General features: G+C 59.5%; 25 protein-coding genes, 1 other RNA gene and 1 pseudogene. 13 read left to right on the forward strand and 14 right to left on the reverse strand.

All coding sequences use genetic code 11. From position 1 onward, the window contains the following. The first annotated feature begins 7 nt into the window (after nt 1–7). Nucleotides 8–841 carry a phosphatase PAP2 family protein gene (locus tag SOP95_RS00165; RefSeq protein WP_323605462.1) on the forward strand — a complete coding sequence of 278 codons (834 nt, stop codon included), beginning with the start codon at nt 8–10 and terminating at the stop codon, nt 839–841. A 150-nt stretch (nt 842–991) separates the two neighbouring features. On the opposite strand, the gene SOP95_RS00170 is transcribed toward SOP95_RS00165, so the two are convergent. Together SOP95_RS00170 and SOP95_RS00175 are read right to left on the reverse strand one after the other, a co-directional pair. Further along, nucleotides 992–1,258 (reverse strand): DUF6124 family protein, encoded by a 267-nt coding sequence (locus SOP95_RS00170; RefSeq protein WP_274074102.1) that lies wholly within the window; start codon nt 1,256–1,258, stop codon nt 992–994. 464 nt (nt 1,259–1,722) lie between these two features. Further along, nucleotides 1,723–2,376 (reverse strand): hypothetical protein, encoded by a 654-nt coding sequence (locus SOP95_RS00175; RefSeq protein ID WP_323605464.1) that lies wholly within the window; start codon nt 2,374–2,376, stop codon nt 1,723–1,725. A gap of 74 nt (nt 2,377–2,450) precedes the next feature. Here SOP95_RS00175 and SOP95_RS00180 point away from each other — a divergent pair, with 74 nt between their 5' ends. Then, entirely contained in the window at nt 2,451–3,170 is a 720-nt protein-coding gene (locus SOP95_RS00180) for a hypothetical protein (protein ID WP_323605465.1), read from the forward strand. Between the two features lie 16 nt (nt 3,171–3,186). Here SOP95_RS00180 and SOP95_RS00185 read toward each other — a convergent pair whose 3' ends face one another. Continuing rightward, nucleotides 3,187–3,624, reverse strand: coding sequence for an N-acetyltransferase (locus SOP95_RS00185; protein ID WP_323605467.1), 438 nt, complete (start codon nt 3,622–3,624; stop codon nt 3,187–3,189). 43 nt (nt 3,625–3,667) lie between these two features. On the opposite strand from SOP95_RS00185, the gene SOP95_RS00190 reads away from it, so the two are divergent. Continuing rightward, nucleotides 3,668–4,438, forward strand: coding sequence for an APH(3')-II family aminoglycoside O-phosphotransferase (locus SOP95_RS00190; protein WP_323605469.1), 771 nt, complete (start codon nt 3,668–3,670; stop codon nt 4,436–4,438). Nucleotides 4,439–4,498: 60 nt separating this feature from the next. Here the strand turns inward: SOP95_RS00190 and SOP95_RS00195 are convergent. From SOP95_RS00195 to SOP95_RS00230, 8 genes and pseudogenes are all read right to left on the reverse strand, one after another. Then, nucleotides 4,499–4,657: pseudogene (locus tag SOP95_RS00195) on the reverse strand (NAD(P)H-dependent oxidoreductase); the annotation flags it as partial. Nucleotides 4,658–4,830: 173 nt separating this feature from the next. After that, nucleotides 4,831–5,227, reverse strand: a transfer-messenger RNA (tmRNA) gene (gene ssrA, locus SOP95_RS00200). 95 nt (nt 5,228–5,322) lie between these two features. Then, the gene (locus SOP95_RS00205) at nt 5,323–5,598 is read right to left on the reverse strand and encodes a hypothetical protein (RefSeq protein WP_274074089.1); all 276 of its coding nucleotides are present in this window, start codon (nt 5,596–5,598) and stop codon (nt 5,323–5,325) included. A 242-nt stretch (nt 5,599–5,840) separates the two neighbouring features. After that, a complete protein-coding gene (locus SOP95_RS00210; RefSeq protein ID WP_323605471.1) occupies nt 5,841–8,654 on the reverse strand; it encodes an FAD-binding and (Fe-S)-binding domain-containing protein in 2,814 nt (937 codons plus the stop codon). Next, on the reverse strand, nt 8,651–9,322 hold the full coding sequence (locus SOP95_RS00215) for a LutC/YkgG family protein (RefSeq protein ID WP_323605472.1): 672 nt from the start codon (nt 9,320–9,322) through the stop codon (nt 8,651–8,653). Before SOP95_RS00215 ends, SOP95_RS00210 begins: the two co-directional genes overlap by 4 nt. After that, the gene (locus SOP95_RS00220) at nt 9,322–10,776 is read right to left on the reverse strand and encodes a LutB/LldF family L-lactate oxidation iron-sulfur protein (RefSeq protein WP_323605473.1); all 1,455 of its coding nucleotides are present in this window, start codon (nt 10,774–10,776) and stop codon (nt 9,322–9,324) included. Before SOP95_RS00220 ends, SOP95_RS00215 begins: the two co-directional genes overlap by 1 nt. Continuing rightward, a complete protein-coding gene (locus SOP95_RS00225) occupies nt 10,773–11,597 on the reverse strand; it encodes a (Fe-S)-binding protein (protein WP_323605474.1) in 825 nt (274 codons plus the stop codon). Before SOP95_RS00225 ends, SOP95_RS00220 begins: the two co-directional genes overlap by 4 nt. A 151-nt stretch (nt 11,598–11,748) precedes the next feature. Continuing rightward, complete coding sequence (locus SOP95_RS00230; protein ID WP_323605475.1) at nt 11,749–13,443, reverse strand: lactate permease LctP family transporter; 1,695 nt, start codon at nt 13,441–13,443, stop codon at nt 11,749–11,751. A gap of 263 nt (nt 13,444–13,706) precedes the next feature. On the opposite strand from SOP95_RS00230, the gene SOP95_RS00235 reads away from it, so the two are divergent. Continuing rightward, complete coding sequence (locus SOP95_RS00235; RefSeq protein ID WP_323605476.1) at nt 13,707–14,474, forward strand: FCD domain-containing protein; 768 nt, start codon at nt 13,707–13,709, stop codon at nt 14,472–14,474. 126 nt (nt 14,475–14,600) lie between these two features. Here the strand turns inward: SOP95_RS00235 and smpB are convergent, their stop codons facing one another. Then, nucleotides 14,601–15,083 (reverse strand): SsrA-binding protein SmpB, encoded by a 483-nt coding sequence (gene smpB, locus SOP95_RS00240; protein WP_008057382.1) that lies wholly within the window; start codon nt 15,081–15,083, stop codon nt 14,601–14,603. 118 nt (nt 15,084–15,201) lie between these two features. Here smpB and SOP95_RS00245 point away from each other — a divergent pair, with 118 nt between their 5' ends. The 3 genes from SOP95_RS00245 to SOP95_RS00255 are packed head-to-tail and all read left to right on the forward strand — an operon-like array spanning nt 15,202 to nt 17,354. Continuing rightward, the gene (locus SOP95_RS00245; RefSeq protein WP_274074082.1) at nt 15,202–16,605 is read left to right on the forward strand and encodes a sodium-dependent transporter; all 1,404 of its coding nucleotides are present in this window, start codon (nt 15,202–15,204) and stop codon (nt 16,603–16,605) included. Between the two features lie 7 nt (nt 16,606–16,612). Continuing rightward, the gene (locus tag SOP95_RS00250; protein WP_274074081.1) at nt 16,613–17,047 is read left to right on the forward strand and encodes a type II toxin-antitoxin system RatA family toxin; all 435 of its coding nucleotides are present in this window, start codon (nt 16,613–16,615) and stop codon (nt 17,045–17,047) included. Continuing rightward, on the forward strand, nt 17,040–17,354 hold the full coding sequence (locus SOP95_RS00255; protein ID WP_323605478.1) for an RnfH family protein: 315 nt from the start codon (nt 17,040–17,042) through the stop codon (nt 17,352–17,354). Before SOP95_RS00250 ends, SOP95_RS00255 begins: the two co-directional genes overlap by 8 nt. Before the next feature lie 60 nt (nt 17,355–17,414). Here the strand turns inward: SOP95_RS00255 and SOP95_RS00260 are convergent, their stop codons facing one another. After that, on the reverse strand, nt 17,415–17,942 hold the full coding sequence (locus SOP95_RS00260; protein ID WP_274074079.1) for an outer membrane protein assembly factor BamE: 528 nt from the start codon (nt 17,940–17,942) through the stop codon (nt 17,415–17,417). 97 nt (nt 17,943–18,039) lie between these two features. On the opposite strand from SOP95_RS00260, the gene fur reads away from it, so the two are divergent. After that, nucleotides 18,040–18,444: a ferric iron uptake transcriptional regulator gene (gene fur, locus SOP95_RS00265; protein ID WP_003197684.1), complete on the forward strand. Its 405-nt coding sequence runs from the start codon at nt 18,040–18,042 to the stop codon at nt 18,442–18,444. A gap of 181 nt (nt 18,445–18,625) precedes the next feature. Here fur and recN read toward each other — a convergent pair whose 3' ends face one another. Beyond that, nucleotides 18,626–20,299, reverse strand: coding sequence for a DNA repair protein RecN (gene recN / locus SOP95_RS00270; protein WP_323605481.1), 1,674 nt, complete (start codon nt 20,297–20,299; stop codon nt 18,626–18,628). 240 nt (nt 20,300–20,539) lie between these two features. On the opposite strand from recN, the gene grpE reads away from it, so the two are divergent. The 5 genes from grpE (at nt 20,540) to carA (ending at nt 26,755) form a co-directional block, all read left to right on the forward strand. Continuing rightward, on the forward strand, nt 20,540–21,106 hold the full coding sequence (gene grpE, locus SOP95_RS00275) for a nucleotide exchange factor GrpE (protein ID WP_274074077.1): 567 nt from the start codon (nt 20,540–20,542) through the stop codon (nt 21,104–21,106). A gap of 102 nt (nt 21,107–21,208) precedes the next feature. Next, a complete protein-coding gene (gene dnaK, locus SOP95_RS00280; RefSeq protein WP_274074076.1) occupies nt 21,209–23,125 on the forward strand; it encodes a molecular chaperone DnaK in 1,917 nt (638 codons plus the stop codon). A 295-nt stretch (nt 23,126–23,420) separates the two neighbouring features. After that, on the forward strand, nt 23,421–24,545 hold the full coding sequence (gene dnaJ / locus SOP95_RS00285) for a molecular chaperone DnaJ (RefSeq protein WP_323605483.1): 1,125 nt from the start codon (nt 23,421–23,423) through the stop codon (nt 24,543–24,545). Nucleotides 24,546–24,555: 10 nt separating this feature from the next. Next, the gene (dapB, locus tag SOP95_RS00290) at nt 24,556–25,359 is read left to right on the forward strand and encodes a 4-hydroxy-tetrahydrodipicolinate reductase (protein ID WP_274074074.1); all 804 of its coding nucleotides are present in this window, start codon (nt 24,556–24,558) and stop codon (nt 25,357–25,359) included. Between the two features lie 259 nt (nt 25,360–25,618). Next, complete coding sequence (gene carA / locus SOP95_RS00295; protein ID WP_046820625.1) at nt 25,619–26,755, forward strand: glutamine-hydrolyzing carbamoyl-phosphate synthase small subunit; 1,137 nt, start codon at nt 25,619–25,621, stop codon at nt 26,753–26,755. Nucleotides 26,756–26,838 lie beyond the last annotated feature (83 nt).

Below are 26,838 nucleotides of genomic sequence, written 5' to 3' on the forward strand. Positions count from 1 at the left end.
ACACACCATGCTGACGGCTTCCCGCTCGCGTTTTTACTGGGTGAACTTCGGTATCCCACTGGCCTGCGCGGTCGTGGTGTTCCTGATGTTCGACCTGACCCGGATCGACATCGCCTTCAACGATCTGTTTTATGACCCGGTGACGCAAACATTCCCGCTGGACCATGTGCACCTGTTCGAAAAGATCACCCATAAATGGGCGCGGATCATTCCGAACTGGACCGGCGAGATCGCCATCATCGGTGCCTTGCTGTCGTTTCTCTGGCCGCGCCTGAAGGCGGAAAAACACGCGAAGATCATCGCCGTCCTGGAAAAGATCAAGGTCGCGCCGGTACTGCGCTTTGCCAGCAAACATCGGCGGGATTTCCTCTACGTGGTGTTTGCGTTCTCCATCAGCACCGGCGTCATCCACTACCTCAAGGGCCATACCAGTGTGTATTGCCCGATCGAGACCACCCAGTACGGCGGGAAGATCGAGCACAAGGAGTGGTACGAGAATTTCGATTTGTTGAAAGTCGCCGGTGACGGTCGTTGCTGGCCGGGCGGGCATGCCTCCGGTGGTTTCACCATGCTTGCACTGTACTTTGTTGCCCGTCGTTACCGCTGGCGCTATTGCAAGGCAATCATGTACGGCTCGCTGGCCCTGGGGTTCGTCTATGGCACGACGCGGGTGGTGCAGGGCTGGCACTACATGTCCCACACCTTCTGGGCCGGGATCTTCGTGTGGCTGGCGTGTTTGCTGACGGCGCTGGCGTTTTACGGAAGAGCGCGGTTGGAGATGCCGGTGCTGCAAAAGGATTGTCGCAAATTGCGGGTTGAGCGTAGCCCGCAGTTTGAGTGAGATGTTCTGTTTTTTTGTTGCCTGGCAAATTGCTTTCGCGAGCAAGCCCGCTCCCACAATAGTCTTTCGGTGGCCGCAGAATTTGCATACGCCGCAGACTAAATGTGGGAGCGGGCTTGCTCGCGAAGAACGATAACGCGGTCTACTTTCCTAGCCCTGCGGATCGACATTATCCAGCGCCCTGTTCACAGCCAGCTCCGCCAGCATGACGATCTGCGCAATCCCAAGCGCGGTGTTGCGCTGGGGGCCATTAAGGTAAGTGGCAAAGTCATTGAGCATGACGCTGGCTGAAGCCAGTGATTCGCAAGCGTGGGCGAGGAGGTTTTCGGATTTGATGTCGGGGAGGATCGTGAAGAAGGGGCTGGGGCGGTAGGGTTTGGTGGTTTCGAAGGGGGGATCGGGGGTTAGCTTATCCAAGATGATTGACCTCTTGCGTGGGTGCCAGTACTTGCCGTTCTCACACAGCAAAGAGGTGGCAGCTATGTGCGAGGTGAGAATCCGGTCATAGCCACCCGGTCAGACAAAAGTCTGCCCGCACACAGCCGCCATTACGCATCTACAGGCAGCGGACAAGCTGCCGGCAATTATGCGGATACTGGTAGTGCATGGCTATTACTTGCCGGGTTCTCACACCCGATCACTGAGTGGTCAGTGACGACAAAAGATTAATAAGCCCCCTTCCGACCGACAACCTGAAAGACCTGTGGGATTTTTCTTCGCGAGTTGTTTCAAAGTAGGACATTTCGCAAGACAAAAAAAAGCCCGCGGGAGGGCGGGCAAACCGTAGTTTCTTGAATGAGCAAGGGCAAATGTACAGGGAGTTGCCTGAACCCGGGGTGAAGAAAAGTTCATGTGTTGCCCGAGGGTGAAAGGGGAAAAGCTCAATACTCCATCACCTTCTGCCTCTGCAAAATCCACCCCGCCTCCCCAGGCATCAACCGATACTGAATCTCGCGCATTTTCCCGGTCCGGCCCGCCGAAGCGTCGGCACTGTCATACAGCGCAAACCGCTGCACCAAGGTGTTTTCCACCACGGCAAACTCGTCCTCGCCCCGATACCCCTCGGCGACCTTCGGGTCTTCGCTGACCGGTGGCAGATAGATCGCACTGAGGGATTTTTTACGGTTGGCGGCGTAGGCGACGAGCTCGCCGGGCAATCCGCGCCCTTGTGACCTGACGAACACGTAAATTTCAGGAGAGCCATCCCGATCGAGGTCCGCGACCTCCGCCCGGGCGATGTCGCCATTCAGTGGGTGAGTCATGGCCGAATTATCGATTTCCAGCCCTTGGGGAGCGATGCGCATTGCCCGGCCGCCATCGACCGACTCATCCGTCACATGAAAGACAATGCCCTGCAGTTCCAGCGACAGGTCGAAAGGCCGGCTGCCATTGCCGGCATCGAAGGCGTCGACTTCGCTGGCGGCGTGTGCTGGTAGGCAAACCATCGCTGCCAGGAGGGCCAGAATCCGCATACTCATGTTTTGCATTCCTGAATGCATCTGTTCAGTGGAGGCCCGAGCCTGTAGGGAAGTCATCAGCATAGATCCGCCCACGACCTGCCAGTGACCTATTCTTTTGATTCCGCCCAGCATCGAAAGGGACAAGACCCATGAACGATTTGCTGAAAAAAGTACTCGACGCCCATGGCGGCCTGGAGCGCTGGAGCAGGTTCACCACGCTCAACGCCACCATCGTCACGGGCGGAGAATTATGGGCAATGAAGGGCGTGGCGCAAGACACGATGCCCCGCGAGATGACCGTCAGCCTGCACCAGCAAAGCGCCAGCGTGACGCCGTTCGGCAACCCGCACTGGCGCACGGCATTCCGGGCCGACTACATCGCCATCGAAACCACCGAGGGCGAAATCGTGCGCGAGCGCGCGAACCCGCGAGAGTCATTCGCCGGGCACGACATGGATACCCCCTGGGACCCGCTGCACCGTGCGTACTTCAGCGGGTACGCCATGTGGACCTACCTGACGACGCCTTTTTTCATGGCGATGGCGGATTTCAACGTCACTGAAATCACCCCCTGGCAGGAAGGCCCTGAGACCTGGCGCGGTCTGCGGGTCGAGTTCCCGGAACACATCGCCAGCCACAGCCGTGTCCAGGATTTTTACTTCGCTGACGACGGCCTGTTGCGTCGACACGACTATCACGTCGACGTGGCCGGCGGCTTCGCAGCCGCCCAATACGTGGGCGAGTACGTTGAAGCCCAGGGCTTTCGCTTTCCCTCCCGGCGCAGAGCCTACCTGCGGGGCGAGGACAGGCAACCCCTGCGCGAGAGGGTGATGGTGTCGATTGACCTGAGCGACTTTCGTTTGAGTTGAAGGGCAAAAGTGGTGCCTAGTCCTGAACCAGGTCACCCCAGCGCATCACCTTCTCAAGGTGGCCAGTGTGCTCATCCCGTTGTTCATTGAGAACCACAAAGCCCTGGTGCTCATAGAAATGGATGCTGGGCGCATTCGCTGAATATACAGTCAGCTGTAGCGTTGACCTGGAGGCCTTGGCGTCCGCGAGAAGCTGCGTACCTATGCCGTGCCCCTGATGCTCAGGCGATACGAAAAGCGCCGCAAGCGTGTCGCCATACACAGAGCAAAATCCTGCGACGACCCCATCGGCCTCAAATACTCTGGACATGGCGCCGGGCAGGTAGACCTCACGCATGGCATCAAGCTGGTTGCGCCAGAATTCGGGAGCGATGAAGTGATGCGCCTGGATTGACGCCCGTAGCCAGATGTCCAATACGGGTTCCAGGTCCAGGTTTCGAAAGTCGCGGATCATGAGGCCTCTCATAATTATCTGCCGGAACAGGGTAAGTAACAGTATGTACATTCCCACCCAATGGTCCCAAACATCCAGTGGTGCACCCATTGAACGACAAACCATCGGCGAGTCAGGTGCCGAGGTTTCTCGCATTCGCTGCATCAGCGGCGAACACCTGTTTGTGAAGTCCGAACCCGTTGGCGTCCATAGCGAGCTGCCGCAAGAGATTGAGCGTCTTCGCTGGATGAACCGGCTCGACCTGCCTGCGCCAACCGTTCTTGATGCCACGACAGAAAACAATCGCCATTGGTTACTCATGAGTGCCGTCCCCGGACAGGATCTGGCCAGTGCCAACGATCTGTCTCCACCCCAAGTCATCAGCATCCTGGCAGTGGCACTTCGTACTCTGCACCAGGTGCCAATCGAGGCATGTCCCTTTGATCACCCGTTGGAGCAGCGCATAGCCGCCGCCCGGAGTCGAGTGAGTGCCGGGCTCGTTGACGAGGCAGACTTTGACGATGAGCGGCTGGGTCAAACCGCTGAGGATGTTTTCGCAGAGCTGCTGTCGACGCTCCCTGAAACCTATGATCTTGCGGTCACCCACGGGGATGCCTGCCTGCCGAATTTCATGGTCGAAGGAACCCGTTTTACCGGCTACATCGACTGCGGCCGACTAGGCATCAGTGACATTTACCAGGATCTTGCGCTGGCTGCCCGAAGCATAGAGCGCAACCTTGGACAGGCATGGGTAGCGCCATTTTTCCACGCCTATGGTGTGGAACCCGATCAGCAACGGATAGCGTTTTACTGTTTGCTGGACGAGTTCTACTGATGAGCTGCGAACGAGGTTGCTGAACAGCGGCTCCAGTGACAGGCGGGCACGGGCGTAGTCCATACCGAGCGGTGGCAGTGGATGCGCGCCCAGGTCACGTTCGACCAGTTCGAGCCGCGGATAGCGCTGGCGCAGGGATTGCACCAACTCCAGTGCCAACTGGTTCGCATGGGAAACCTGGCCATTGGGGCTGGCATTGATCAACAGAACATTATTCATGCTGACTCCCTTCCCGCAGGCTCTGCGTGAAGTGCATGCCGCCGTTTTTGCGGTGGTTTGGTTGGCCTCTTCGCGGGCAAGCCCGCTCCTACAGGGGGGCGTATCAGCTTTGGATTACCGAACCCCAGATGCAACAAAACCCGCACTGGGCGGGTTTTGGCTTGTTTCGTATTTGGTGGAGCCGGGGGGATTTGAACCCCCGTCCGCCAGTACTCCGCTGTCGGTACTACATGCGTAGCCGTGTCTATTAAGTTAACCCTCAGCGACCCGACGGGCAGGGTGCTTTGGGCGAGTTGTGTAAGTTTTAGCCGCTTCGTCCACAACGTACTGCACGGCGATTCTGTTCTATATGACAATCACTTTGGGTTTACAGACATCCCCTGGTGATTGCTGGACCCGAAGGTACCAGAAGCTCAGGGCTAAGGCTGCTTACGCAGCGAGAGCGAATTCCTGGCCGTAGTTTTCGTCATTGGCAACTATAAGTAGTTGCAACAGTGGATTTACGAGTTCTGTTACCAACTCGGCATGCACCTAAAGTTTCGCAACCGGCGTCGAATCCTAAACGGCCCCGAACTCATTGCTCGTGAATCCGATGAGCAACAAGCCTGTGTAGTCTACGCCAATGTGGCACGGAAGGCCAACCCGAAGGTTGGCCTTGTCTGTGATCACTTTTTCGTAGGGCTGCGCTGCTGAATTTTCTCAAGCATCTGACTGGAGATCTCGATGCAGTCCTTCTCGTTACCGGCTGCCTTGGCCTTTTCCGCATCCTCCAGCGCAGTTTTTGCGTTATCCATGGAGCTCTCGGATACGGCAGGCGCGGTGGTGATGGCGTTTTTCAGTTTGGCAATGTTCCCGTCACAAAGATTTTCGTCCGCTGCGAACACCGGCGATGCCAACAGTGCAGCAGAAATGAACAATCCAGCCATTGCAGAGTGCTTCATGGGTATCTCCTTGCGCATGAGGGCTCGGTGCTGCCGGTAGATCGGGCTGCCAGCCGAGGTGGTTATAAGCCCGATTAGAGGGCCTAGCTAAATGACTATAGCCGCGCGCAGGAATTCGGTTTTTTTTTGCGATTGCGTGGGGGTAAGAATTTGTAGGAGCGAGCTCGCGATGGATCTTGGGGTAACGAGTTTATCCAGACAGCACGCGTTATCGTTGACGTCCATCGCGAGCAAGCTTGCTCCTACAGGGTGGGGCGCGCTTGGGTTACGCGGTCTACCAGATACACCAGGCTGTGATAATCGATTCCGCCATGCTGGCTCAAGCCGATTTCGCAGGTGCGGCTGGTGGAGATGCCTTCGCTGCAATACTGCACGGCATCCTTCAACGTGCGCAGCGAATGGGCGTTCAGCTCGGGGGTGGTGAAGCCCTTGTCGCCGGCGAATCCGCAGCAGTGAATGCCTTCGGGGATGACCACGTGGTTGCTGCATTTGCGCGCCAGATCGATCAGCGCCTGGCTTTCGCCAAGGTGCTGGGTGCTGCAGGTGACATGCACCGCGATGGGCGCTTCCTGCGGCGTGAAGTCCAGTCGATCCATCAGGTGCGTACGAATGAAGCGCACCGGGTCGTAGAGGTCCAGGCGCACATCGCCCAGGTCCTGGGTCAGGCGCAGCGTGCAGGGGCTGGTGTCGCAGTAGATCGGGTCGAGTCCGCCACGGCTGGCGTGGAGCAAAGCGCCGATCAGTTCCTGGCGTTTGTGTTCGGCCTGTTCGGCATAACCCTTGGAGGCGAACGGCTGGCCGCAGCAGAGGTTGTCCAGGTTGTCCGGGAAGACCACCTGGTAACCGGCTTTTTCCAGCAGGCCGCGGGTCTTGTCGTACAGCGACATCTGTTCCTTGTCGCCCGCCGCCGGCCCCATCGCGCGTGAGACGCATGCGGCCAGGTACACCACGCGCGGGCGTTCGTCGGTCACCGTCGGGCTGAAGCGAATGGCTTTTTCCGGCTGCGGCATGGCGTTGGTCCATTGCGGGACCTGACCTTTGGACAAGCGCGTCAAGGTCGCCGACAACTTTGCCAGGCGGGGCGCCCCCAGCAACATCCGTGCGCCATTGGCCACGTGCAGGGTGAAACGCGCACCTTGCAGCGCCGTGGCGAAATTGCCTTCAAGCCAGTTGGCGGTTTTCGTATGAGATGCGTGTAGGCCGCGAAGTTTTTTCACCAGCTCGCCGGTATTGATTCCTACAGGACAGCGTTGCGCACAAAGACCGGTGGCCGCGCAGGTATCGATGCCCTGGTATTCGAAGGCCGCTTCAAGTTCGCGGGTATCGACGCCGGCGCGTTTCTTCGCCTGGATGTCCCGCCAGATGACGATGCGCTGGCGCGGGCTCAAGGTCAGGCCTTTGGACGGGCAGACCGGTTCGCAGAAGCCGCATTCGATGCACTTATCCACAATCTCGTCGGCGGCGGGTAAGGGTTTCAAGTGCTTGAGGTGGATCTGCGGGTCTTCGCTGAGAACCACGTCCGGATTGAGAATGCCGTTGGGATCGAGCAGGCGCTTGAGCTGCCACATCAACTGATAGGCGTCGCTGCCCCATTCCAGTTCGACGAAGGGTGCCATGTTGCGCCCGGTGCCGTGCTCGGCCTTCAGTGAACCGCCGAACTCGACCGCCACCAGTTGCGCCACGTCGTCCATGAACGCCTGATAGCGTGCGACTTCTTCCGGGTTGTTGAAGCCTTGGGTGAAGACGAAGTGCAGATTGCCTTCCAGTGCATGTCCGAAAAGGATCGCTTCGTCGTAGTGATGTTTGTCGAACAACTCGATCAGTCGGTTCACGCCGATGGCCAGTTGTTCCACCGGGAAGGTCACGTCCTCGATAATCACCGTGGTTCCGGTTTTGCGCACCGCGCCGACGGCGGGGAAGGTGTCCTTGCGGATCGCCCAGAGCCGGGCGTTTTCCAGCGGGTCTTCGGTGAAGTCGACTTGTTTCTCTACCGGGAACGAGGACAGCGACGCCATGATCTGCGCCAGTTGTTCCTGCAGCAACGAGGACGATGCGGCGCGGGATTCGATCAGCAGGGCGCAGGCATTGTTCGACAGCTGTTGTACGAAAGCGGGCATGCCCGGCTTGTTCTGCACCGAACGCAGGCTGCGCCGGTCCAGCAGCTCTACCGCTGACACCGGTTGGCTTTTAAGCACGGTGACGGCGTTGCAGCAGGTTTCCACATCGGGGAATACGATCAGCGCCGAGGCCTTGTTCGGATGATCGATCACCGTGTCGTAGGTCACTGCGCTGATAAAGCCGAGGGTGCCTTCGGAGCCCACCAGCAAGTGGCTCAAGATATCCACAGGCTCGTCGTAATCCACCAGGGCGTTGAGTGACAGGCCGGTGGTATTTTTCAGACGGTATTTGTGGCGAATTTTCGCAGCCAGATCGGCATTGGCGCGGGTCTCGCGGCCCAAGGTCGCGAGACGCTCCAGCAGGTCGCCATGACTGGCGCGAAACGCCGCGACACTCGCAGCATCTTCGGTATCGAGACGGCTGCCGTCGGCCAGTACCAGGCGAATGCCGGCCAGGGTGTGATAGGTGTTTTGTGCCGTGCCGCAGCACATGCCGCTGGCATTGTTGGCAACGATGCCGCCGATTTTACAGGCGTTGATCGAGGCCGGGTCCGGGCCGATCTTGCGCCCGAACGGTGCCAGCCAGGCATTGGCCTGCGCGCCGATCACCCCCGGTTGCAGGCGGATTTGTGTGCCTTGGCCACGGATCTCGCGACCGTTCCAGTTATCCCCCAGCACGATCAACACCGAATCGCTGATGGCTTGTCCGGACAGGCTGGTGCCGGCGGCGCGGAAGGTCACCGGCACCCGATCGCGTTGCGCCAGTTTGAGCAGCGCCACCACTTCCTCTTCGGACTCGACGCGAATCACCAGTTGTGGAATCAGGCGATAGAAGCTGGCATCGGTGCCGAAGGCCAGCGTCGACAGCGGATCGTCGAAACGTCGTTCCTGGGGAATCAGTTGCTGCGCATCGCGCAGGAAAGCGGCCGGTAGACTCATTGGTCCTCCAGGATCAGCACCACCAGGTCTTTCGGACCGTGGGCGCCGTAGGCCAGGACTTGCTCGATGTCAGCGGTTTTCGACGGGCCGGACACGAGCAAGGCATTGGTCGGCATGCCCTGGGCCCATTCGAATTCCTGTTGTACCTGATAGAAATTGTCGCGGATTTCACTGGCCTTGAGCAGGGCGAAATGCACCGGGGGCGCCAGGCTCATCAGGCGCGGTTCCTCCCGCGTCGGCCAGATAATCAGGCTGCCCGTGGCGGCGATTGCGCCAAGGGTGGTGGTCAGGCTCGCCGGGGTATCGTTGAACAGTTCGGCTTTCCATTCTTCAACCGGACGGTTGTAGGCCTTGAGCGCCGGCAGCCCGGGATTTGTCGCCCAGTGTTGAGTGACGCGTTGCCCATGCGGCGTAGTCGGGGCGATCAACAGGCTGGGCAGTTGGCGCTCCTGCAGCAGTTTCGCCAACAACGCCGGCCAGTCTTCGCCGGACGTCAGATGGATTTCCGTGTGTACCGCTTCCATCAATTTGCGCAGCTGTGGGATGCGTTGTTCCGGGGTGTAAGTGTAGGGCTGTGTCACCAGATCGACATCGAAGTCGTCCGCCACTGGCGTGGTGCCTGTCAGACTTTTACGCAATTTGGCGAGGATGTTTTGCTTGGCGCTCATCAACGGTCTCCCTGTTTGGCCAGATGCTCGCGGGCCATGTCATGCAGTGAGCGGGCAGCGGGTTTTGGCGCGCTGTGGTTTTGCGTCCACGGGCCGACATTCCTTGGCGTCAGGGCGCGCAGGCGAGTCGCCGCCAGGACGAACAGGCGATACAGCGTCGGCGAGCTGTTGAGCCTGGCCCAGGCGTTCCAGATGAACCGCTCCTTGCGCGAGTACTTGCTGCCCTGGCCGCGCATCACTTGATGAGGGCTGTCGGGCGCCTTGACGTTTTCTTCCCGCAGGCGACGCAGCAGTGAAGGAATCGGAATCTTTACCGGGCACACCTCACCGCAGGCACCGCACAACGAAGAGGCACTGGGGTGGTCCGGGACTTTCGCCAGGCCAACCATGTGCGGGGTGATGATTTTTCCGATAGGGCCGGGGTAGACCTCGCCGTAGGCATGGCCGCCGATTCGAGTGTAGACCGGGCAATGATTCATGCAGGCGCCGCAACGGATGCAGTTCAGGGTCTGGCGCAGTTCGCTGTCGGCAAAGGCCTGGCTGCGACCATTGTCGAGCAGTACCAGGTGCACTTCCTGAGGGCCGTCGAGTTCATGCGCCTTGCGTGGGCCGGAGATCATGTTGACGTAGGTGGTGATCGGGATGCCCAGGGCCGAGCGGGTCAGCAACGACAGCAGCGGCACTACGTCGCGCAGGTTCTCCACGACTTTTTCGATGCCGGTGACGGCGATATGTACCGGTGGCACCGTGGTGGTCATGCGACCGTTGCCTTCGTTTTCCACCAGCAGCAGGGTGCCGGTCTCGGCCACGGCGAAGTTGACGCCGGAGACGCCGATGTCCGCTTCGAAGAATTTCTGCCGCAGGACCCTGCGGCCGATCTGAATGAGTTGGTCAACGTCCTTGGTGTATTCCACGCCAAGTTTGTCGTGGAACAAGGACGCGACCTGACCGGCATTCTTGTGGATCGCCGGCATGATTATGTGTGAAGGCTTCTCGTGGTCGAGCTGGACGATGTACTCGCCCATGTCCGATTCCAGGCATTCAATGCCCTGTTCAGCGAGGACGTGGTTCATCTCCATTTCTTCGCTGACCATCGATTTGCCCTTGATCACTTGCCGCCCCTCGTGAGCGCGGATGATCGAGAGGACGATGCCATTGGCTTCGTCCACCGTTTCCGCCCAGTGCACTGTCACACCGTTGCGGGTCAGGTTTCGTTCAAGTTGCTCGAGCAGGTCGGGCAACTTCGATAAAGCTCGGGCGCGGACAGCATTGCCCAGCGCGCGCAAATGTTCTCTTTCATGGGCATCGCTAAACGCCGCGGCCCGTTTGATCATCAGTGAATCCATCGCCTTGCGGAAGTTGCCGCGCAACTGCGCATCACCCAAGGCCTCGTGAGCCCGGCTGCGGAAGTCTTCTTCTACGGCGACCGTAGGAATAATCTCGGCGGCGCTCATTGGGCACCCCCGGTACGCTGCCAGAGGAAACTGGCCAGGTGTTGGCCGCGCAACGCTTCTTTCTGTTTCTCCAGCGAGCCGTTGATATTCATCAGGCAACCGCAATCGGCACTGAGTACCTGGTGCGCGCCGGATTCCTTCAGCGAGCGGGTCTTGTCGGCCACCATCGCCCCGGAAATGTCTGGCATTCGGACGCTGAAAGTCCCACCGAAGCCACAGCATTCGCTTTCGTGACTGTGCTCGACTCGTTCCACGTTGCCCAGTTGCGCCAACAGTTCGCGGCCGTGCAGGTGGGTGTTCATTTCCCGGCGGGCCGAACACGAGGTGTGCAGCGCTACTTTCACCGGCGTGCCACTGTCCTTGAACTGCACTTTGCAGACAAATAACAGGAACTCCGCCAGCTCATAAGTCCTGGCAGCCAGGCCCTGGACCTGTTTCAACGTCTCCGGCTCATCCTTGAACAAGTCGGCATAGTGTTCGCGCAACATGCCCGCGCAGGAACCCGAAGGCACCACCACCGGATAATCCCCGGCGAACAGCGCCAGTTGCGAGCGTGCGACGGTCCTGGCCTGCTCGGTGTAACCCGAGGTGTAGGCCGGTTGCCCGCAGCAGCTTTGCCCTTGCGGGTACTCGACACGGATGCCCTCGCGTTCCAGCAAGTGGATCGCGTCCATTCCGGCTTGCGGGTAGAACAGATCCACTACGCAGGTGCCGAACAGGTACACCCGTTGCGGTTTTTCGCTGGGGTATTGCCGAGGCTCGGGCAGTGGCGGGGCGACGCGGGTCGCATTCGGCACAGCGTTGTAAAAAAGCTCGCTCATCAGGCGTGTCTCCGGGTGGGCCCGGTTATCCGTCCGCTGAGGCCGCTGAATATAGACAGAGATTCTTTCAGCAGCCTTGCAGACCGGGTGGTGAATAGCTGACGCCGGGGTTTCGGCCCGGCGTCGGTTTTTTCCTTGTCGCCTGTAGGACTCAGTGCACCAGCATGCCGGTGAACCAGTAGGCCTGGGCCAGGGTGATCAGGCCGACAATCGTTGCAAAGAACAGGCTGTGCTTGAGGGTGAAGCGGAACAGGTCCGATTCCTTGCCTACCAGGCCAGTCGCGGCGCAGGCCACGGCGATCGATTGTGGCGAGATCATCTTGCCGGTCACGCCGCCGCTGGTGTTCGCTGCCACCAGCAAGGTGTCGTTGACGCCGATCTGGTGGGCGGTGGTTGCCTGCAACGAACTGAACAGCGCGTTGGACGAGGTATCGGAGCCGGTCAGGAACACGCCCAGCCAGCCGAGGAACGGCGAGAAGAACGGGAAGGCGGCGCCCGTGCCGGCGAGGACCAGGGCCATGGTCGACGACATGCCCGAGTAGTTGGTGACGAACGCAAAGGCCAGCACCATGCCGATGGACAGGATCGGCCAGCGCAGTTCGTAGAAGGTCTCTTTCAAAGTGGTCAGACCAGTTTTGAGGTTGATCTTCAGGACCAGCATCGAGATCAGCGCCGAGAAGAAGATCGCGGTGCCGGTGGCGGAAATCGGGTCAAGCTTGAACACGGCCGGGAGGGCGGTCGGCGCGGCCACGATCGGCGCGACCTTGATCACCAGCTGATCCAGGTGCGGAATGGCGAAGTTGAACACGAAGCTGTACATCGAGCCACCAGCGGCAAACATCGCCTTGAACGGCTTGAGGGTCCAGATGGTCACCAGCACGGTCAGGATCAGGAACGGCGACCAGGCTTTGAAAATTTCCCCCAGGCTGTAAGGCGAAGCTACGGTAGTGCGTTTCTGGCCGAAGCCACCGGCGCTGGCGCTGACCACGGAAGCCGACACGGCACCGACGATGTGCTGGCCGGCGGCGCGTTTGGGCTGCCAGACCTTGAGGAACAGGGTCAGGGAAATCAGGCTGGCCAGGGCCGACGTGATGTCCGGCAGTTCCGGGCCGATGAAGTTGGAGGTGAAGTATTGGGTCACGGCGAAGCTCAAACCTGCGACTAGCGCTGCCGGCCAGGTTTCACGGACGCCACGCAGGCCATCCATCATGAACACCAGCCAGAACGGCACGAACAGCGACAGCAGCGGCAGCTGGCGACCGGTCATGGCGCCGATCTTGAAGGCGTCGATGCCGGTCACTTGCCCGGCGACGATGATCGGAATACCGAGGGCACCGAAGGCCACTGGCGCGGTGTTTGCGATCAGGCACAGGCCCGCGGCGTACAGCGGGTTGAAGCCCAGCCCTACCAGCAGCGCCGCGGTGATCGCCACCGGTGCGCCGAAACCGGCCGCGCCTTCGAGGAACGCACCGAAGCAGAAGCCGATCAGCAGCACTTGCAGGCGCTGGTCGTCGGTGATCGACAGCACAGAGCTGCGGATCACTTCGAACTGGCCACTCTTGACCGTCAGTTTGTAGAGGAATACCGCCGCCACGATGATCCAGGCGATCGGCCACAGGCCATAGGCAAAGCCATACCCGGCGGCGGCGAGCGCCATGTCCACGGGCATCTTGAAGGCAAGGATCGCCACCAGGATTGACAAGGCCAGGGTGATGCTGCCGGCCACGTGTCCTTTGAGACGGAACACGGCCAGGGCCAGGAAGAAAAACACGATGGGAATGACGGCTGCGAGTGCGGACAGGCCGAGGCTGCCGAGCGGGCTGTAGAGCTGTTGCCAGGTTTGCATATGGGGTGGCCCCTAATTGTTGTTGGTCAGGCACTGATCAGCGTTCTTGGTTAATTGGTAATACCAATTTACAATCGCTGTTGGCTAGGGTAAAAGCCTTGTAGGCGGTGTGTCAATTTGCCGCCCTAAAACTTTTGTCGTAGGCAGGGTTTTGCGCAGGATCTGGCCTGTTCGGGAAATGCTCGCGTGGCAGGTGCCTGCGCCGTATGGATAGGCCAGAATAGAGCCCCGGCGCACCGTCGGGTTGTTGGAGAAAATGAGTTATGGCGTTTGATCAGATTCGGCAGCGCCGTTTGTCTGACGATATTGTCGAGCAGCTCGAGGGGATGATCCTCGAGGGCACGCTGAAGGCGGGTGAGCGCTTGCCGGCCGAACGCGCGTTGGCCGAGCAATTTGGCGTTTCTCGTCCATCGTTACGCGAAGCCATTCAGAAGCTGACCGCCAAGGGCCTGTTGGTCAGTCGTCAGGGCGGCGGCAATTACGTGGTCGAATCCCTGGGCACGACCTTCAGTGATCCGCTGTTGCATCTGCTGGAAAGCAACCCCGAAGCCCAGCGCGACCTGCTGGAGTTTCGCCACACGCTGGAAGCGTCCTGCGCCTATTACGCGGCGTTGCGCGCCACCGACGTTGATCGCGAGCGACTGACCGCGGCGTTCAATCAATTGCAGGACTGCTATTCGCGCCACGATGAAGTTAGTCGGGCGGAAGAGGGCGCGGCCGATGCCAGTTTTCATCTGGCGATTGCCGAAGCCAGTCATAACGCGGTGTTGCTGCACACCATTCGTGGCCTGTTCGATCTGCTCAAGCGTAACGTAGTGACGAACATCGGCGGCATGTACAAGCAGCGCACCGAAACCCGCGACATGCTGATTACCCAGCACCGGGAGTTGTATCAGGCGATTATCGAAGGCAGGGCGGAACAGGCGCGGGAAGTCTCCAGTCGACACATCCTGTATGTGCAGGAGGTGCTGGAGGAGGTGCGTCAGGAAGTACAGCGCGTGGCTCGGGCGGAGCGGCGCAAGGGGATGTAGTCAGACGGTTTTGTGTCGTTTTTGCGATTGCATTCGCGAGCAAGCCCGCTCCCACATTTGTTTTGTGTCGTTCACAAATCCATTGTGGGAGCGGGCTTGCTCGCGAAAGCGGTCTTAGGGCAAAGACTAATCTTCCTTGCCCTTGTTGCGCACCGCACGCTGCAATTCGCGCCCGGCGTCGCGTTCGCGCTCGGTATCGCGCTTGTCGTATTCCTTCTTGCCCTTGCCCAGAGCGATCTCGCACTTGACCATGTGCTTGCTCCAGTACCAGGACAGGCACACGCAGGCGTAGCCTTTTTGCTGCACGGCGGCGGCAAGCTTTTCCAGCTCCCGCCGGTTGAGCAGCAATTTTCGCGTGCGCACCGGATCGGCGATGACGTGGGTGCTGGCGGTCGTCAGAGGCGTGATATGACTGCCGAGCAGCCAGGCTTCGCCATCCTTGAGCAGTACGTAACTGTCAACCAGTTGCAACTTGCTTGCCCGCAGACTTTTTACTTCCCAGCCGGCCAGGACCAGACCAGCCTCGAACCGATGTTCGATGAAGTAATCGTGTCGCGCCTTTTTATTTTGCGCGATGGTCCCTGTTGGGTGTTTCTTCTGTTTAGCCATAGGGGCGGCATTATAGGGAGTTGCGCGCGAGTCGGCTACGGGATTGCTGCGTGCTTGAGCAGGTTGATTGAATCCCGGACAATGCGGCCTCTTTTTTGAACGCTTGGTCGTAATAACGATGTCGACAGACAAGGTTTCTGTCCACGGCAGTTGGGCTAGCCGCTGGGTCTTCATACTCGCCGCGACCGGTTCGGCCGTGGGCCTGGGTAGTATCTGGAAATTCCCCTACATGGTCGGGGTCTATGGCGGCGGGGCCTTCGTGCTGATGTTCCTGGCCTGTATCGCATTGATCGGTGTGCCGGTCATGCTCGCCGAAACCCTGATCGGCCGGCGCGCCCGGCAGAGCCCGGCCAACGCCTTGAAGGTGCTGGCGCTGGAAGCGGGGCATTCGGGCAAGTGGTCCTGGGGCGCGTTTGCCGGAATGATCACGGCGTTGCTGATCCTGTCTTTCTATAGTGTGGTCGGCGGCTGGTCGCTGGACTACATCATCGACATGGGGCGTGGCGACTTCCAGGGCGCGACGGCCGATCAGGTGGGGGCGTACTTTGGCAACGTGATCGCCGATCCATGGCGCCTGACACTTTGGCACACGATTTTCATGCTGCTATCGGCGATAGTCATCGCCAAGGGCGTGGTGGCGGGGCTTGAGCGCAGCCTGCGGATCATGATGCCGCTGCTGTTCGTGATGATCCTCGTGTTGCTGGGCTACAGCATGACCACCGGGCATTTCATGGAGGGCGTACATTTCATGTTCGACTTCCACCCGGAAAAAGTCCTCGACGGCTTGCTGCCGGCCATGGGGCACGCGTTCTTTTCCCTGAGTGTCGGGGTCGGTTCGATCATGATCTACGGCGCCTACATGCCCAAGCATTCGTCGATTTCCGGGACGGTCGTGGGTGTGGCGCTGCTGGATACCTTCGTGTCCCTGGTGGCCGGCCTGGCATTGTTTCCGATTGTGTTTGCTGGCGGCCTGAACCCGAGCGAAGGCCCTGGCCTGATGTTTGTCAGCCTGCCATTTGCCTTTGGTAACGTAGCGTTTGGCCAGTTGATGGGCGTAGTGTTCTTCGTGCTGGTCGCGATTGCAGCCTGGAGTTCGGCCATATCCTTGCTCGAGCCCATGGTGGCTTATTTGGTCGAGCGCTCGAAGATCAGTCGCGCCTGGGTCACCTTCTGGCTGGCGTTTACCTGCTGGTTTGTCGGTCTGGGCACCGTGTTTTCCTTCAATATCTGGAAGGAGGCCAAGTTTTTCGTGAACGAAGGCGGGCTGTTTCACCTCTATCAATGGGGTGCGGCGGGCGGACTGGATTTCTTCGGCGTGATCGATTTCTTCACCTCGCGAATCATGCTGCCGCTGGGTGGATTGTGTTTCGTGGTATTTGCAGGCTGGGTAATGGGGCGTGACGCAGTGCGTGATGAACTGTCGATGCGTAACCCGATGTTGTTTGCCCTGTCCTTGTTCTTGATGCGCTATGTGGCGCCCATCGGCATTCTCGTAGTGTTTGCCGCCCAGCTCTGGAAGTGACGCTGACATGACGACACACATTTCACGTTCGGCCTTGCTGCCGTACCCCGCGCAAGCGCTGTATGACCTGGTCAACGACGTGGCGCGGTATCCGGAATTCCTGCCCTGGTGTTCAACGGCCGAAGTCCTGGAAAGCTCCGCCGAGCATATGCGAGCCAGCGTTGGCGTGGCCAAGGGCGGGCTCAGCCAGCATTTCGTGACGCGCAACACCCTGGTGCCCGGCCAATCGATCGAGATGAATCTCGAAGAGGGGCCGTTCACTCAGTTGCATGGTGTGTGGGTGTTCAAGCCGTTGGGCGAGAAAGCCTGCAAGATCAGCCTGGACCTGTCGTTCGATTACGCAGGCCCGATCATTCGCGCGACCCTGGGGCCGTTGTTCAATCAGGCGGCCAATACGCTGGTGGACGCGTTCTGCCAGCGCGCCAAGCAAATGCATGGTTGAGGCGATGATAGAGGTCGAGGTGGTCTATGCCGCCGTTGATCGCCAGGTGCTCTTGCCGGTGAAGGTGCCGGCAGGCACATCCGTTCGCGCCGCATTGCTGAAGTCCGGTATTGCTCAAGCTTTTCCGGAGCTGGAACTGTCGCAGTGCCCGGTGGGGATTTTCGGCAAGGTGGTCGTCCATCCCGACAGTCGCACGGTGCAACCGGGGGATCGCATCGAGATTTACCGGCCATTGCTGGCGGATCCGAAGGAGGTGCGTCGACTGCGTGCGGCCAAGGCTGCCGAGGCTAAAGCGCGGAATCAGTGAGCCGGGTAAATGCCAGGCATTAAAAAACCCGGACATGCCGGGTTTTTTTTACGTCGCAAATTATTGCGGCGAGGTTTCCAGAGGTTCTGGAGTCGGAACGGGTACGGTTTCGACACCGTCCACTTCCTTCTGGATCTGATCGAGCAACGAACCTGGCTTGACCGGTTTTTCCGGTTTCGGCTGTTCGACGTTCTCTGCCGGCGCAGTGACGGCAGGGGCGCTGTCCTTGCCCAGAATGGCTTCGTCGCGGCTCATGCCGGGCATGAAGTCGCCAGAAAGGCTGACAAGCTGGTCATTTGGGTTGAAGATAACGCTAATGCGTTCCTGTTGGCGTTCACCGCCACCCGGTTGCAGGCTATACAAGTAATCCCAGCGATCGGCATGGAACGTATCAGTCAGCAGAGGGTTGCCCATGATAAACCGTACTTGCTTTCGGGTCATTCCCGGGCGTAACTGGTCTATCATGTCCTGCGTGACGACATTGCCCTGCTGGATGTCGATTTTGTAAACCCCGGGGAATGAACAACCGGCGAGTGCGAGCAGTCCCACAAAGGTGAAACTGGTTAGCAAGAGCTTGGTGTTTTGCATCGGTGGGCGACTTCCACTATCTTGGCTGGGACAACGTAAACGCCGATCATACCCGCATTAAGAGAAGCTGCGAAGCAGCATCGCGAGAAAGCTGACCATGGTTGAAAATAGCGAACTACGCAAAGCCGGCCTCAAAGTGACCCTGCCACGGGTCAAGATTCTGCAAATGCTCGACTCTGCCGAGCAGCGCCACATGAGTGCCGAGGATGTCTACAAGGCATTGATGGAGGCTGGCGAGGACGTCGGTCTGGCCACGGTTTACCGTGTACTGACCCAGTTCGAGGCAGCTGGACTTGTGGTGCGGCATAATTTCGACGGAGGCCACGCGGTCTTCGAACTGGACGACGGCAAGCATCACGACCATATGGTCAACGTCGAAACCAGCGAAGTGATCGAATTCTTTGACGAAGAAATCGAGCGCCTGCAGAAAGCCATCGTCGACAAGTATGGTTTCGAGATGGTTGATCACAATCTTGTGCTGTACGTGCGCAAGAAAAAGTAAGCATGTCGCGCGAACCCACGGTTCGCGAAACGAACGAAGGCGACCCCAGGGTCGCCTTCGTGCTTTCTGCTGCTTGTGCAGGTTTGGATAGGCCTGTAGGAGCTGCCGCAGGCTGCGATCTTTTGACCTTATAAAAGCAAGATCAAAAGATCGCAGCCTGCGGCAGCTCCTACAGTTCGCTTTAGATTTTTGCGGTGACGACCATTTTCTTGGCGTGAGCCAGGGATTCCTTGGTCAGGTCGATGCCGCCCAGCATCCGGGCCACTTCTTCGACGCGATCGTTCTTGCTCAGTTTGGAGACGGCCGTGCGAGTGGCATCCGCGCCGCGAACTTTGTGCACAAATAAATGCTGATGGCCCTGCGCCGCTACCTGGGGCAAGTGCGTGACGGTCAGGACTTGGCCGCGCTCGCCGAGACGGCGCAGCAACTGGCCGACGATTTCCGCGGTGGGGCCACCGATGCCCACGTCCACTTCGTCGAACACCAGGGTCGGTACGCGGGAGGTTTGCGCGGTGATGACCTGGATGGCCAAGCTGATTCGCGACAGTTCGCCGCCCGATGCCACCTTCGCCAGGGCTTTTAAAGGCTGCCCGGGGTTCGCGCTGACCAACAGTTCTACCTGCTCGAGTCCGTTCGGCAGCAATTCACTGCTGCTGTTCGGACGCAGCTCGATGGCAAAGCGCCCGCCGGGCATGCCCAGGCGCTGGATCTCCTGTTCCACCGCGCTGGCCAGGCTGCTGGAGGCTTGGTGGCGCAGGTCGCTCAACTCCCGAGCCTTCTCCTGATAATGACGGGCATAGGACGCCAGCTCATCGCTCAGTCGCTCGATGGATTCATCATTGGCGTTCAGGGTTTCGATTTCATCCAGCAAGCGCTGCTGCATCTCGGCGACCTCGGTCGGCTGGATGCGGTGCTTGCGTGCCATGGTGTAGATCGCATCCAGGCGTTCTTCCAGGTATTGAAGGCGCGCCGGGTCTGCGTCGAAGTTATCCAGGAAGCGGTTCAGCTCACCCACGGCCTCTTCAACCTGGATCTGCGCGCTGGTCAGCAGGCTGCTGGCTTCGCCCAGCGCGCCAATCGAGCTGTTCACGCTCGACAGGCGGTTCAGGCTTGCCGTCAGGGCGTTGAGGACATTGCCGGAATCGCTCTCGCTGCATTGTTCGACCACTTGCCGGCAGATACCCAGCAAGGTTTCCGCGTTTGTCAGGTTCTTGTGTTCCTGTTCCAGTTCTTCCAGTTCGTTGTCGCCCAGGCCAAGGTTTTCCAGTTCTTCAAGCTGGTAGCTGAGCAACTGATGGCGGGCGCGTTGCTCATCGCCGGAGTTGGACAGTCGCTCAAGCTCCTGGTGAGTCTGGCGCCAGCGCTGGGCCGCCAGATGCACCTGGCGGGCGAGGTCCGTGGCACCGGCGTACTCGTCGAGCAGGCGCCGATGGGTGTCGGTCTTGAGCAGGGACTGGTGCTCGTGCTGGCTGTGGATATCGATCAGCAGCTCACCCAGGGCCTTGAGATCGCCCAGCGGGCAGGGCGTGCCGTTGATGTAGCCGCGGGAACGCCCTTCGGCGGTGATGACCCGGCGCAAGATGCACGGTCCATCGTTCTCGAGGTCGCGCTCGGCGAGCCAGGCGCTGGCTTCCGGGATGTCGACCAGGTCGAAGGTGGCCAGGATGTCGGCCTTGTCTGCGCCGGGGCGGACCACGCCGCTGTCGGCGCGATCGCCGAGGGTCAGGCCCAGGGCGTCGAGCATGATCGACTTGCCGGCGCCGGTTTCCCCTGTGATCACGCTCATTCCCCGATCCAGTTCAAGATCGAGATGTTCAACGATGGCGTAGTTATGTACGGACAGGTGCACCAGCATGAAGGCCGCTCCCAGGCTTTAGGTCTGGTTATTTATACAGTGTTTTGTTTCTGGCTGACAATGCCCCTCGTTAGCTCGTTTCGCTTGAGCCGACGAAATCCTTAGCGCGCCGGGGAATGACAATGGAGAGCTTTTTGTAGGGTTAATCGCATCCAGCCCCTTGAAGCCGGATTTTGCGGCCCCATATAGCTGGACAGAAGCGCGAGTCGAGCTCGCGGACGATATTGAAAGGAGAATTCTATGGCTGACGAACAGACAGTGGATACGCAAAATCTAGACGCCGACCAGGCTTCCCAGGCTTCGGGTGATGACCTGGCGGCTCGTGTACAAGTGCTCGAAGAGCAACTGGCAGCTGCGCAGGATCAGGCTTTGCGTGTAGCCGCCGATCTGCAGAACGTCCGCCGTCGCGCCGAGCAGGATGTGGAAAAGGCTCACAAATTCGCGCTGGAAAAATTCGCCAGCGACCTGCTGCCGATCATCGACAGCCTGGAGCGCGGCCTGGAGTTGTCCAGCCCGGATGACGAAAGCATCCGTCCGATGCGCGAAGGGATCGAGCTGACCCTGAAAATGTTCCAGGACACCCTGAAGCGTTATCAGCTGGAAGCGATCGATCCGCACGGCGAACCGTTCAACGCCGTTCTGCATCAGGCAATGGCCATGCAGGAAAGCGCCGACCTCGAGCCGAACAGTGTTCTGAAGGTGTTCCAGAAGGGCTATCAGCTCAATGGACGCCTGCTGCGCCCGGCCATGGTCGTGGTCAGCAAGGCCCCTGCGCCAGTTTCGCCTTCGATTGACGAGCAGGCTTGAAATTAGCCGCAAGGCCCCCATTTAGAAGTCAAGCGTTTAAGTGCTACCGCAGTTAGCCACCACTGCTGCGGCAACCAAATCCAAAGTTTCGGGAGAGTGAACATGGGCAAAATTATCGGTATCGACCTGGGGACTACCAACTCCTGCGTCTCCGTGCTGGAAAACGGCAAGGCCAAAGTTATTGAAAACGCAGAAGGCGCGCGTACCACGCCGTCGATCATCGCGTACGCCAACGATGGCGAAATCCTGGTTGGCCAGTCCGCCAAGCGTCAGGCTGTGACCAATCCGCACAACACCCTGTATGCGGTGAAGCGTCTGATCGGTCGTCGCTTTGAAGAAGAAGTGGTACAGAAAGACATCCAGATGGTCCCTTACAAGATCGTCAAGGCTGACAACAACGACGCCTGGGTTGAAGTGAACGGCCAGAAAATGGCACCGCCACAAATCTCGGCTGAAATCCTCAAGAAAATGAAGAAGACCGCCGAAGACTACCTCGGCGAGCCAGTGACCGAAGCGGTGATCACCGTTCCGGCCTACTTCAACGACAGCCAGCGTCAAGCGACCAAGGACGCCGGCCGCATCGCCGGTCTGGACGTGAAACGTATCATCAACGAACCAACCGCAGCCGCTCTGGCTTACGGTATGGACAAGGCCAAGGGCGATCACACCGTGATCGTTTATGACCTGGGTGGCGGTACGTTCGACGTTTCCGTGATCGAGATCGCTGAAGTCGATGGCGAGCACCAGTTCGAAGTATTGGCCACCAACGGCGACACTTTCCTGGGTGGTGAAGACTTCGACATTCGTCTGATCGACTACCTCGTTGACGAATTCAAGAAAGAAAGCGGCATGAACCTCAAGGGTGATCCGCTGGCGATGCAGCGCCTGAAAGAAGCCGCTGAAAAAGCCAAGATCGAGCTGTCTTCCGCTCAGTCGACCGACGTCAACCTGCCGTACATCACTGCAGACGCCACCGGTCCAAAGCACCTGAACGTGAAGATCTCCCGCGCCAAGCTGGAATCGCTGGTTGAAGACCTGGTTCAACGCACCATCGAGCCTTGCCGCATTGCGCTGAAAGACTCCGGTATCGAGATCGGCGCGATCAACGACGTGATCCTGGTCGGCGGTCAGACCCGTATGCCACTGGTTCAGAAACTGGTGACCGAGTTCTTCGGTAAAGAAGCACGTAAAGACGTGAACCCGGACGAAGCTGTAGCCATGGGTGCTGCCATCCAGGGCGCGGTACTGGCCGGTGACGTGAAAGACGTTCTGCTGCTGGACGTCAGCCCGCTGACCCTGGGTATCGAAACCATGGGTGGCGTGATGACCGCGCTGATCGAGAAAAACACCACGATTCCTACCAAGAAATCGCAAGTGTTCTCGACTGCCGACGACAACCAGGGCGCCGTGACCATTCACGTGCTGCAAGGTGAGCGTAAGCAGGCTGCACAGAACAAGTCCCTGGGCAAGTTCGACCTGGCCGAGATTCCACCAGCGCCACGTGGCGTGCCACAAATCGAAGTGACCTTCGACATCGACGCCAACGGCATCCTGCACGTAGGCGCCAAGGACAAGGCCACCGGCAAGACTCAGTCGATCGTGATCAAGGCCAACTCCGGCCTGTCCGACGAAGAGATCGAGCGCATGGTGCGTGATGCCGAGGCCAACGCCGAGGAAGACCGCAAGTTCGAAGAGCTGGCCGCTGCCCGTAACCAGGGTGATGCACTGGTTCACTCGACGCGCAAAATGGTTGCCGATGCTGGCGACAAGGTAAGCGCTGAAGAGAAGACTGCGATCGAAGCTGCCGTGGTTGCCCTGGAAGCCGCTGTGAAAGGCGACGACAAGGCCGCTATTGAAGCCAAGGTTGAAGAACTGTCGAAAGTCTCCGCGCCAGTGGCGCAGAAGATGTACGCAGAACAGGCTCAGCCAGCTGAAGGCGCGGCACCGCAAGGTGAGTCGGCCGAGAAGGCTGATGACGTGGTCGACGCTGAGTTCGAAGAAGTCAAAGACCACAAGTAAGTTGTTGGTCGGCCGGTTGACTGCCTTGCGGCGGTGACTGGTAGGATGTCGCCGCGCGGGAGCTTGCTCCCGCGTTGGCGTATCTGGAATACGTGAATTTTTACAGCATGCGACAACGTTCGGATGTTGGTGGTATGGCCGGAAATGCTCCTGCTTTTCGCGCCGCAAGTACCGCAAGAATCAAAGACCAGGATCGTTGAATTGACGTGAGTTGGGTCCGGGCCTGTATTGGGGCTCAATGAGTTCGGCAGACTCAGGAGGGTTTTGTCGAACGTCCTCAAGAGTGCAGAGACTTATGGCAAAGCGTGACTATTACGAGATATTGGGTGTTGAACGAGGCTCAAGCGAGGCGGACCTGAAAAAGGCTTACCGTCGCCTGGCGATGAAGCACCACCCGGACCGTAATCCTGATGACAAGGCATCGGAAGAGTTGTTCAAGGAGGCCAACGAGGCCTACGAAGTGCTGTCCGACTCCAGCAAGCGTGCGGCGTACGACCAGTACGGCCATGCCGGTGTAGACCCGAGCATGGGTGGCGGCGGTGCCGGTTTCGGCGGTCAGAACTTCTCCGACATCTTCGGCGATGTCTTCAGCGACTTCTTCGGTGGCGGTCGCGGTGGTTCCCGTGGCGGTGCCCAGCGTGGCAGTGACTTGCGCTATACCCTGGAGCTGGACCTGGAAGAGGCGGTGCGCGGTACGACCGTGAATATCCGCGTTCCGACATTGGTCAACTGCAAGCCGTGCGACGGCTCGGGGGCCAAGAAAGGCTCCTCGCCAGTGACTTGCCCGACCTGTGGCGGTATCGGCCAGGTGCGCATGCAGCAAGGCTTCTTCTCGGTGCAGCAAACCTGCCCGCGTTGCCATGGCCAGGGCAAGATCATCTCCGACCCGTGCGACTCCTGTCACGGCGAAGGTCGTGTCGAAGAGTACAAGACCCTGTCGGTGAAAGTGCCGGCCGGTGTCGATACCGGTGACCGCATTCGCCTGTCGGGCGAAGGCGAGGCGGGCGCCATGGGCGGGCCGACCGGCGATCTGTACGTGGTGATCAACGTGCGCGAGCACTCGATCTTCCAGCGTGACGGCAAGCACCTGTTCTGTGAAGTGCCCATCAGCTTCGTCGATGCGGCGCTGGGTGGCGAGCTGGAGATTCCGACCCTCGATGGTCGGGTCAAGCTGAAAATCCCTGAAGGGACCCAGACCGGCAAGCAGTTCCGCGTGCGTGGCAAGGGCGTTGCGCCGGTGCGTGGCGGCGGTGCGGGTGACTTGATGTGCCGTGTGGCGGTCGAGACGCCGGTCAACCTGAGCCGTCGTCAGCGTGAAATGCTCGAAGAGTTCCGCAACTCCCTGGCGGACGACAACAGTCATTCACCGAAAACCACAGGCTGGTTCGAAGGCGTGAAACGCTTCTTCGGCGATTTGTAAGGAGACAGGCATGCGACGTATAGCTGTGATGGGCGCCGCCGGGCGCATGGGCAAAACCCTGATCGAAGCCGTGCAGCAGGCACCGGGTGCCGGCCTGACGGCGGCAGTGGATCGTCCTGACAGCACGCTGGTCGGCGCGGACGCTGGCGAGCTGGCTGCCATCGGTCGCATCGGCGTGCCGCTGTCGGGTGATCTGGATCGTGTGGTCGATGAGTTCGACGTGCTGATCGACTTCACCCACCCGACGGTGACCCTGAAGAACCTCGCCTTCTGCCGTAAGCACAACAAGGCGATGATCATCGGCACGACCGGCTTCAGCGTTGAAGAGAAGCAGTTGCTGGCGGAGGCGGGCAAGGAAATCCCGATCGTCTTCGCGGCCAACTTCAGCGTCGGCGTAAACCTGTGCCTGAAGCTGCTCGACACCGCCGCTCGGGTGCTGGGTGACGATGTCGATATCGAAATCACCGAAGCCCACCATCGGCATAAAGTCGATGCGCCGTCTGGTACCGCCGTGCGCATGGGTGAAGTGATTGCCGACGCCCTGGGTCGCGACCTGAAGAAAGTCGCGGTTTACGGTCGTGAAGGCCAGACGGGTGCTCGCGAGCGCGAGACGATCGGTTTTGCCACTGTTCGTGCTGGCGACATCGTCGGTGATCACACCGTGCTGTTCGCCGCCGATGGCGAGCGTGTCGAGATCACCCACAAGGCCTCCAGCCGCATGACCTTCGCCAAGGGTGCGGTCCGTGCCGCTTTGTGGCTGGATGGGCGCGAGCCTGGTCTTTATGACATGCAAGACGTGCTCGACCTGCGTTAAGATGCACCCGAAATCGGGCTCGCGCACAGCGTTCGAGCCCGGTTTTATCCCGCCAAGCGACGTCCTGTCGCATTCTCCAGCCTTTAAGGCTCATTGGCGGTAGACCAAAAAGGCCTTTTTCTGTAAGCTACAGCTTTAGTGTGTCCACTAAAAGCGCGCAGAATAATTCAGTGAAGAAGCGGGGTGACGTGTCCATACGTCACTCCGCTTTTTTACAACCTGCGATCGCCCTTTCAGGCTTTATTTACGGGAGGTCTTCTTGACTAAGCCAGCCATACTCGCCCTTGCTGATGGCAGCATTTTTCGCGGCGAAGCCATTGGAGCCGACGGTCAAACCGTTGGTGAGGTGGTGTTCAACACCGCAATGACCGGCTATCAGGAAATCCTTACCGATCCTTCCTACGCCCAACAAATCGTTACCCTGACTTACCCGCACATCGGCAACACCGGCACCACGCCGGAAGACGCCGAGTCCAACCGCGTCTGGTCGGCTGGCCTGGTCATCCGTGACCTGCCGCTGGTGGCGAGCAACTGGCGTAACACCATGTCCCTGTCCGACTACCTGAAGGCCAACAACGTTGTGGCCATCGCCGGTATCGACACCCGCCGCCTGACGCGCATCCTGCGTGAAAAAGGCGCGCAGAACGGCTGCATCATGGCCGGTGACAACATTTCCGAAGAGGCCGCCATCGCCGCTGCCCAGGGTTTCCCTGGCCTCAAGGGCATGGACCTGGCGAAAGTCGTCAGCACCACCGAGAAATACGAGTGGCGCTCGACTGTCTGGGACCTGAAAACCGACAGCCACGCGACCATCGAAGCCTCCGAACTGCCGTACCACGTGGTGGCCTACGACTACGGCGTCAAGGTGAACATCCTGCGCATGCTGGTCGAGCGCGGCTGCCGTGTGACCGTGGTGCCTGCCCAGACGCCTGCCGCCGATGTACTGGCCCTGAAGCCGGACGGCGTGTTCCTGTCCAACGGCCCTGGTGATCCGGAGCCTTGCGACTACGCGATCCAGGCGATCAAGGACGTGCTGGAAACCGAGATCCCGGTATTCGGCATCTGCCTCGGTCACCAGCTGCTGGCCCTGGCCTCCGGCGCCAAGACCCTGAAAATGGGCCACGGCCACCACGGTGCCAACCACCCGGTCCAAGACCTGGACACGGGTGTTGTGATGATCACCAGCCAGAACCACGGTTTCGCGGTAGACGAAGCGACCCTGCCGGCCAACGTTCGTGCGATCCACAAATCGCTGTTCGACGGCACCCTGCAAGGCATCGAGCGTACCGACAAGAGCGCCTTCAGCTTCCAGGGTCACCCGGAAGCCAGCCCTGGCCCGAACGACGTAGCACCCCTGTTCGATCGCTTCATCAACGAGATGGCCAAGCGACGCTGATCGCTCGCCCTGATGTTGCAAAGCCTGAGGGCGGCCCCGACACCGGTGGCCCCCTCGGGTCTTCACAGATTGAACAAGACGGC

The sequence above is a fragment of the Pseudomonas sp. YuFO8 genome, assembly GCF_035065025.1.
GTDB lineage: Bacteria > Pseudomonadota > Gammaproteobacteria > Pseudomonadales > Pseudomonadaceae > Aquipseudomonas > Aquipseudomonas putida_AE.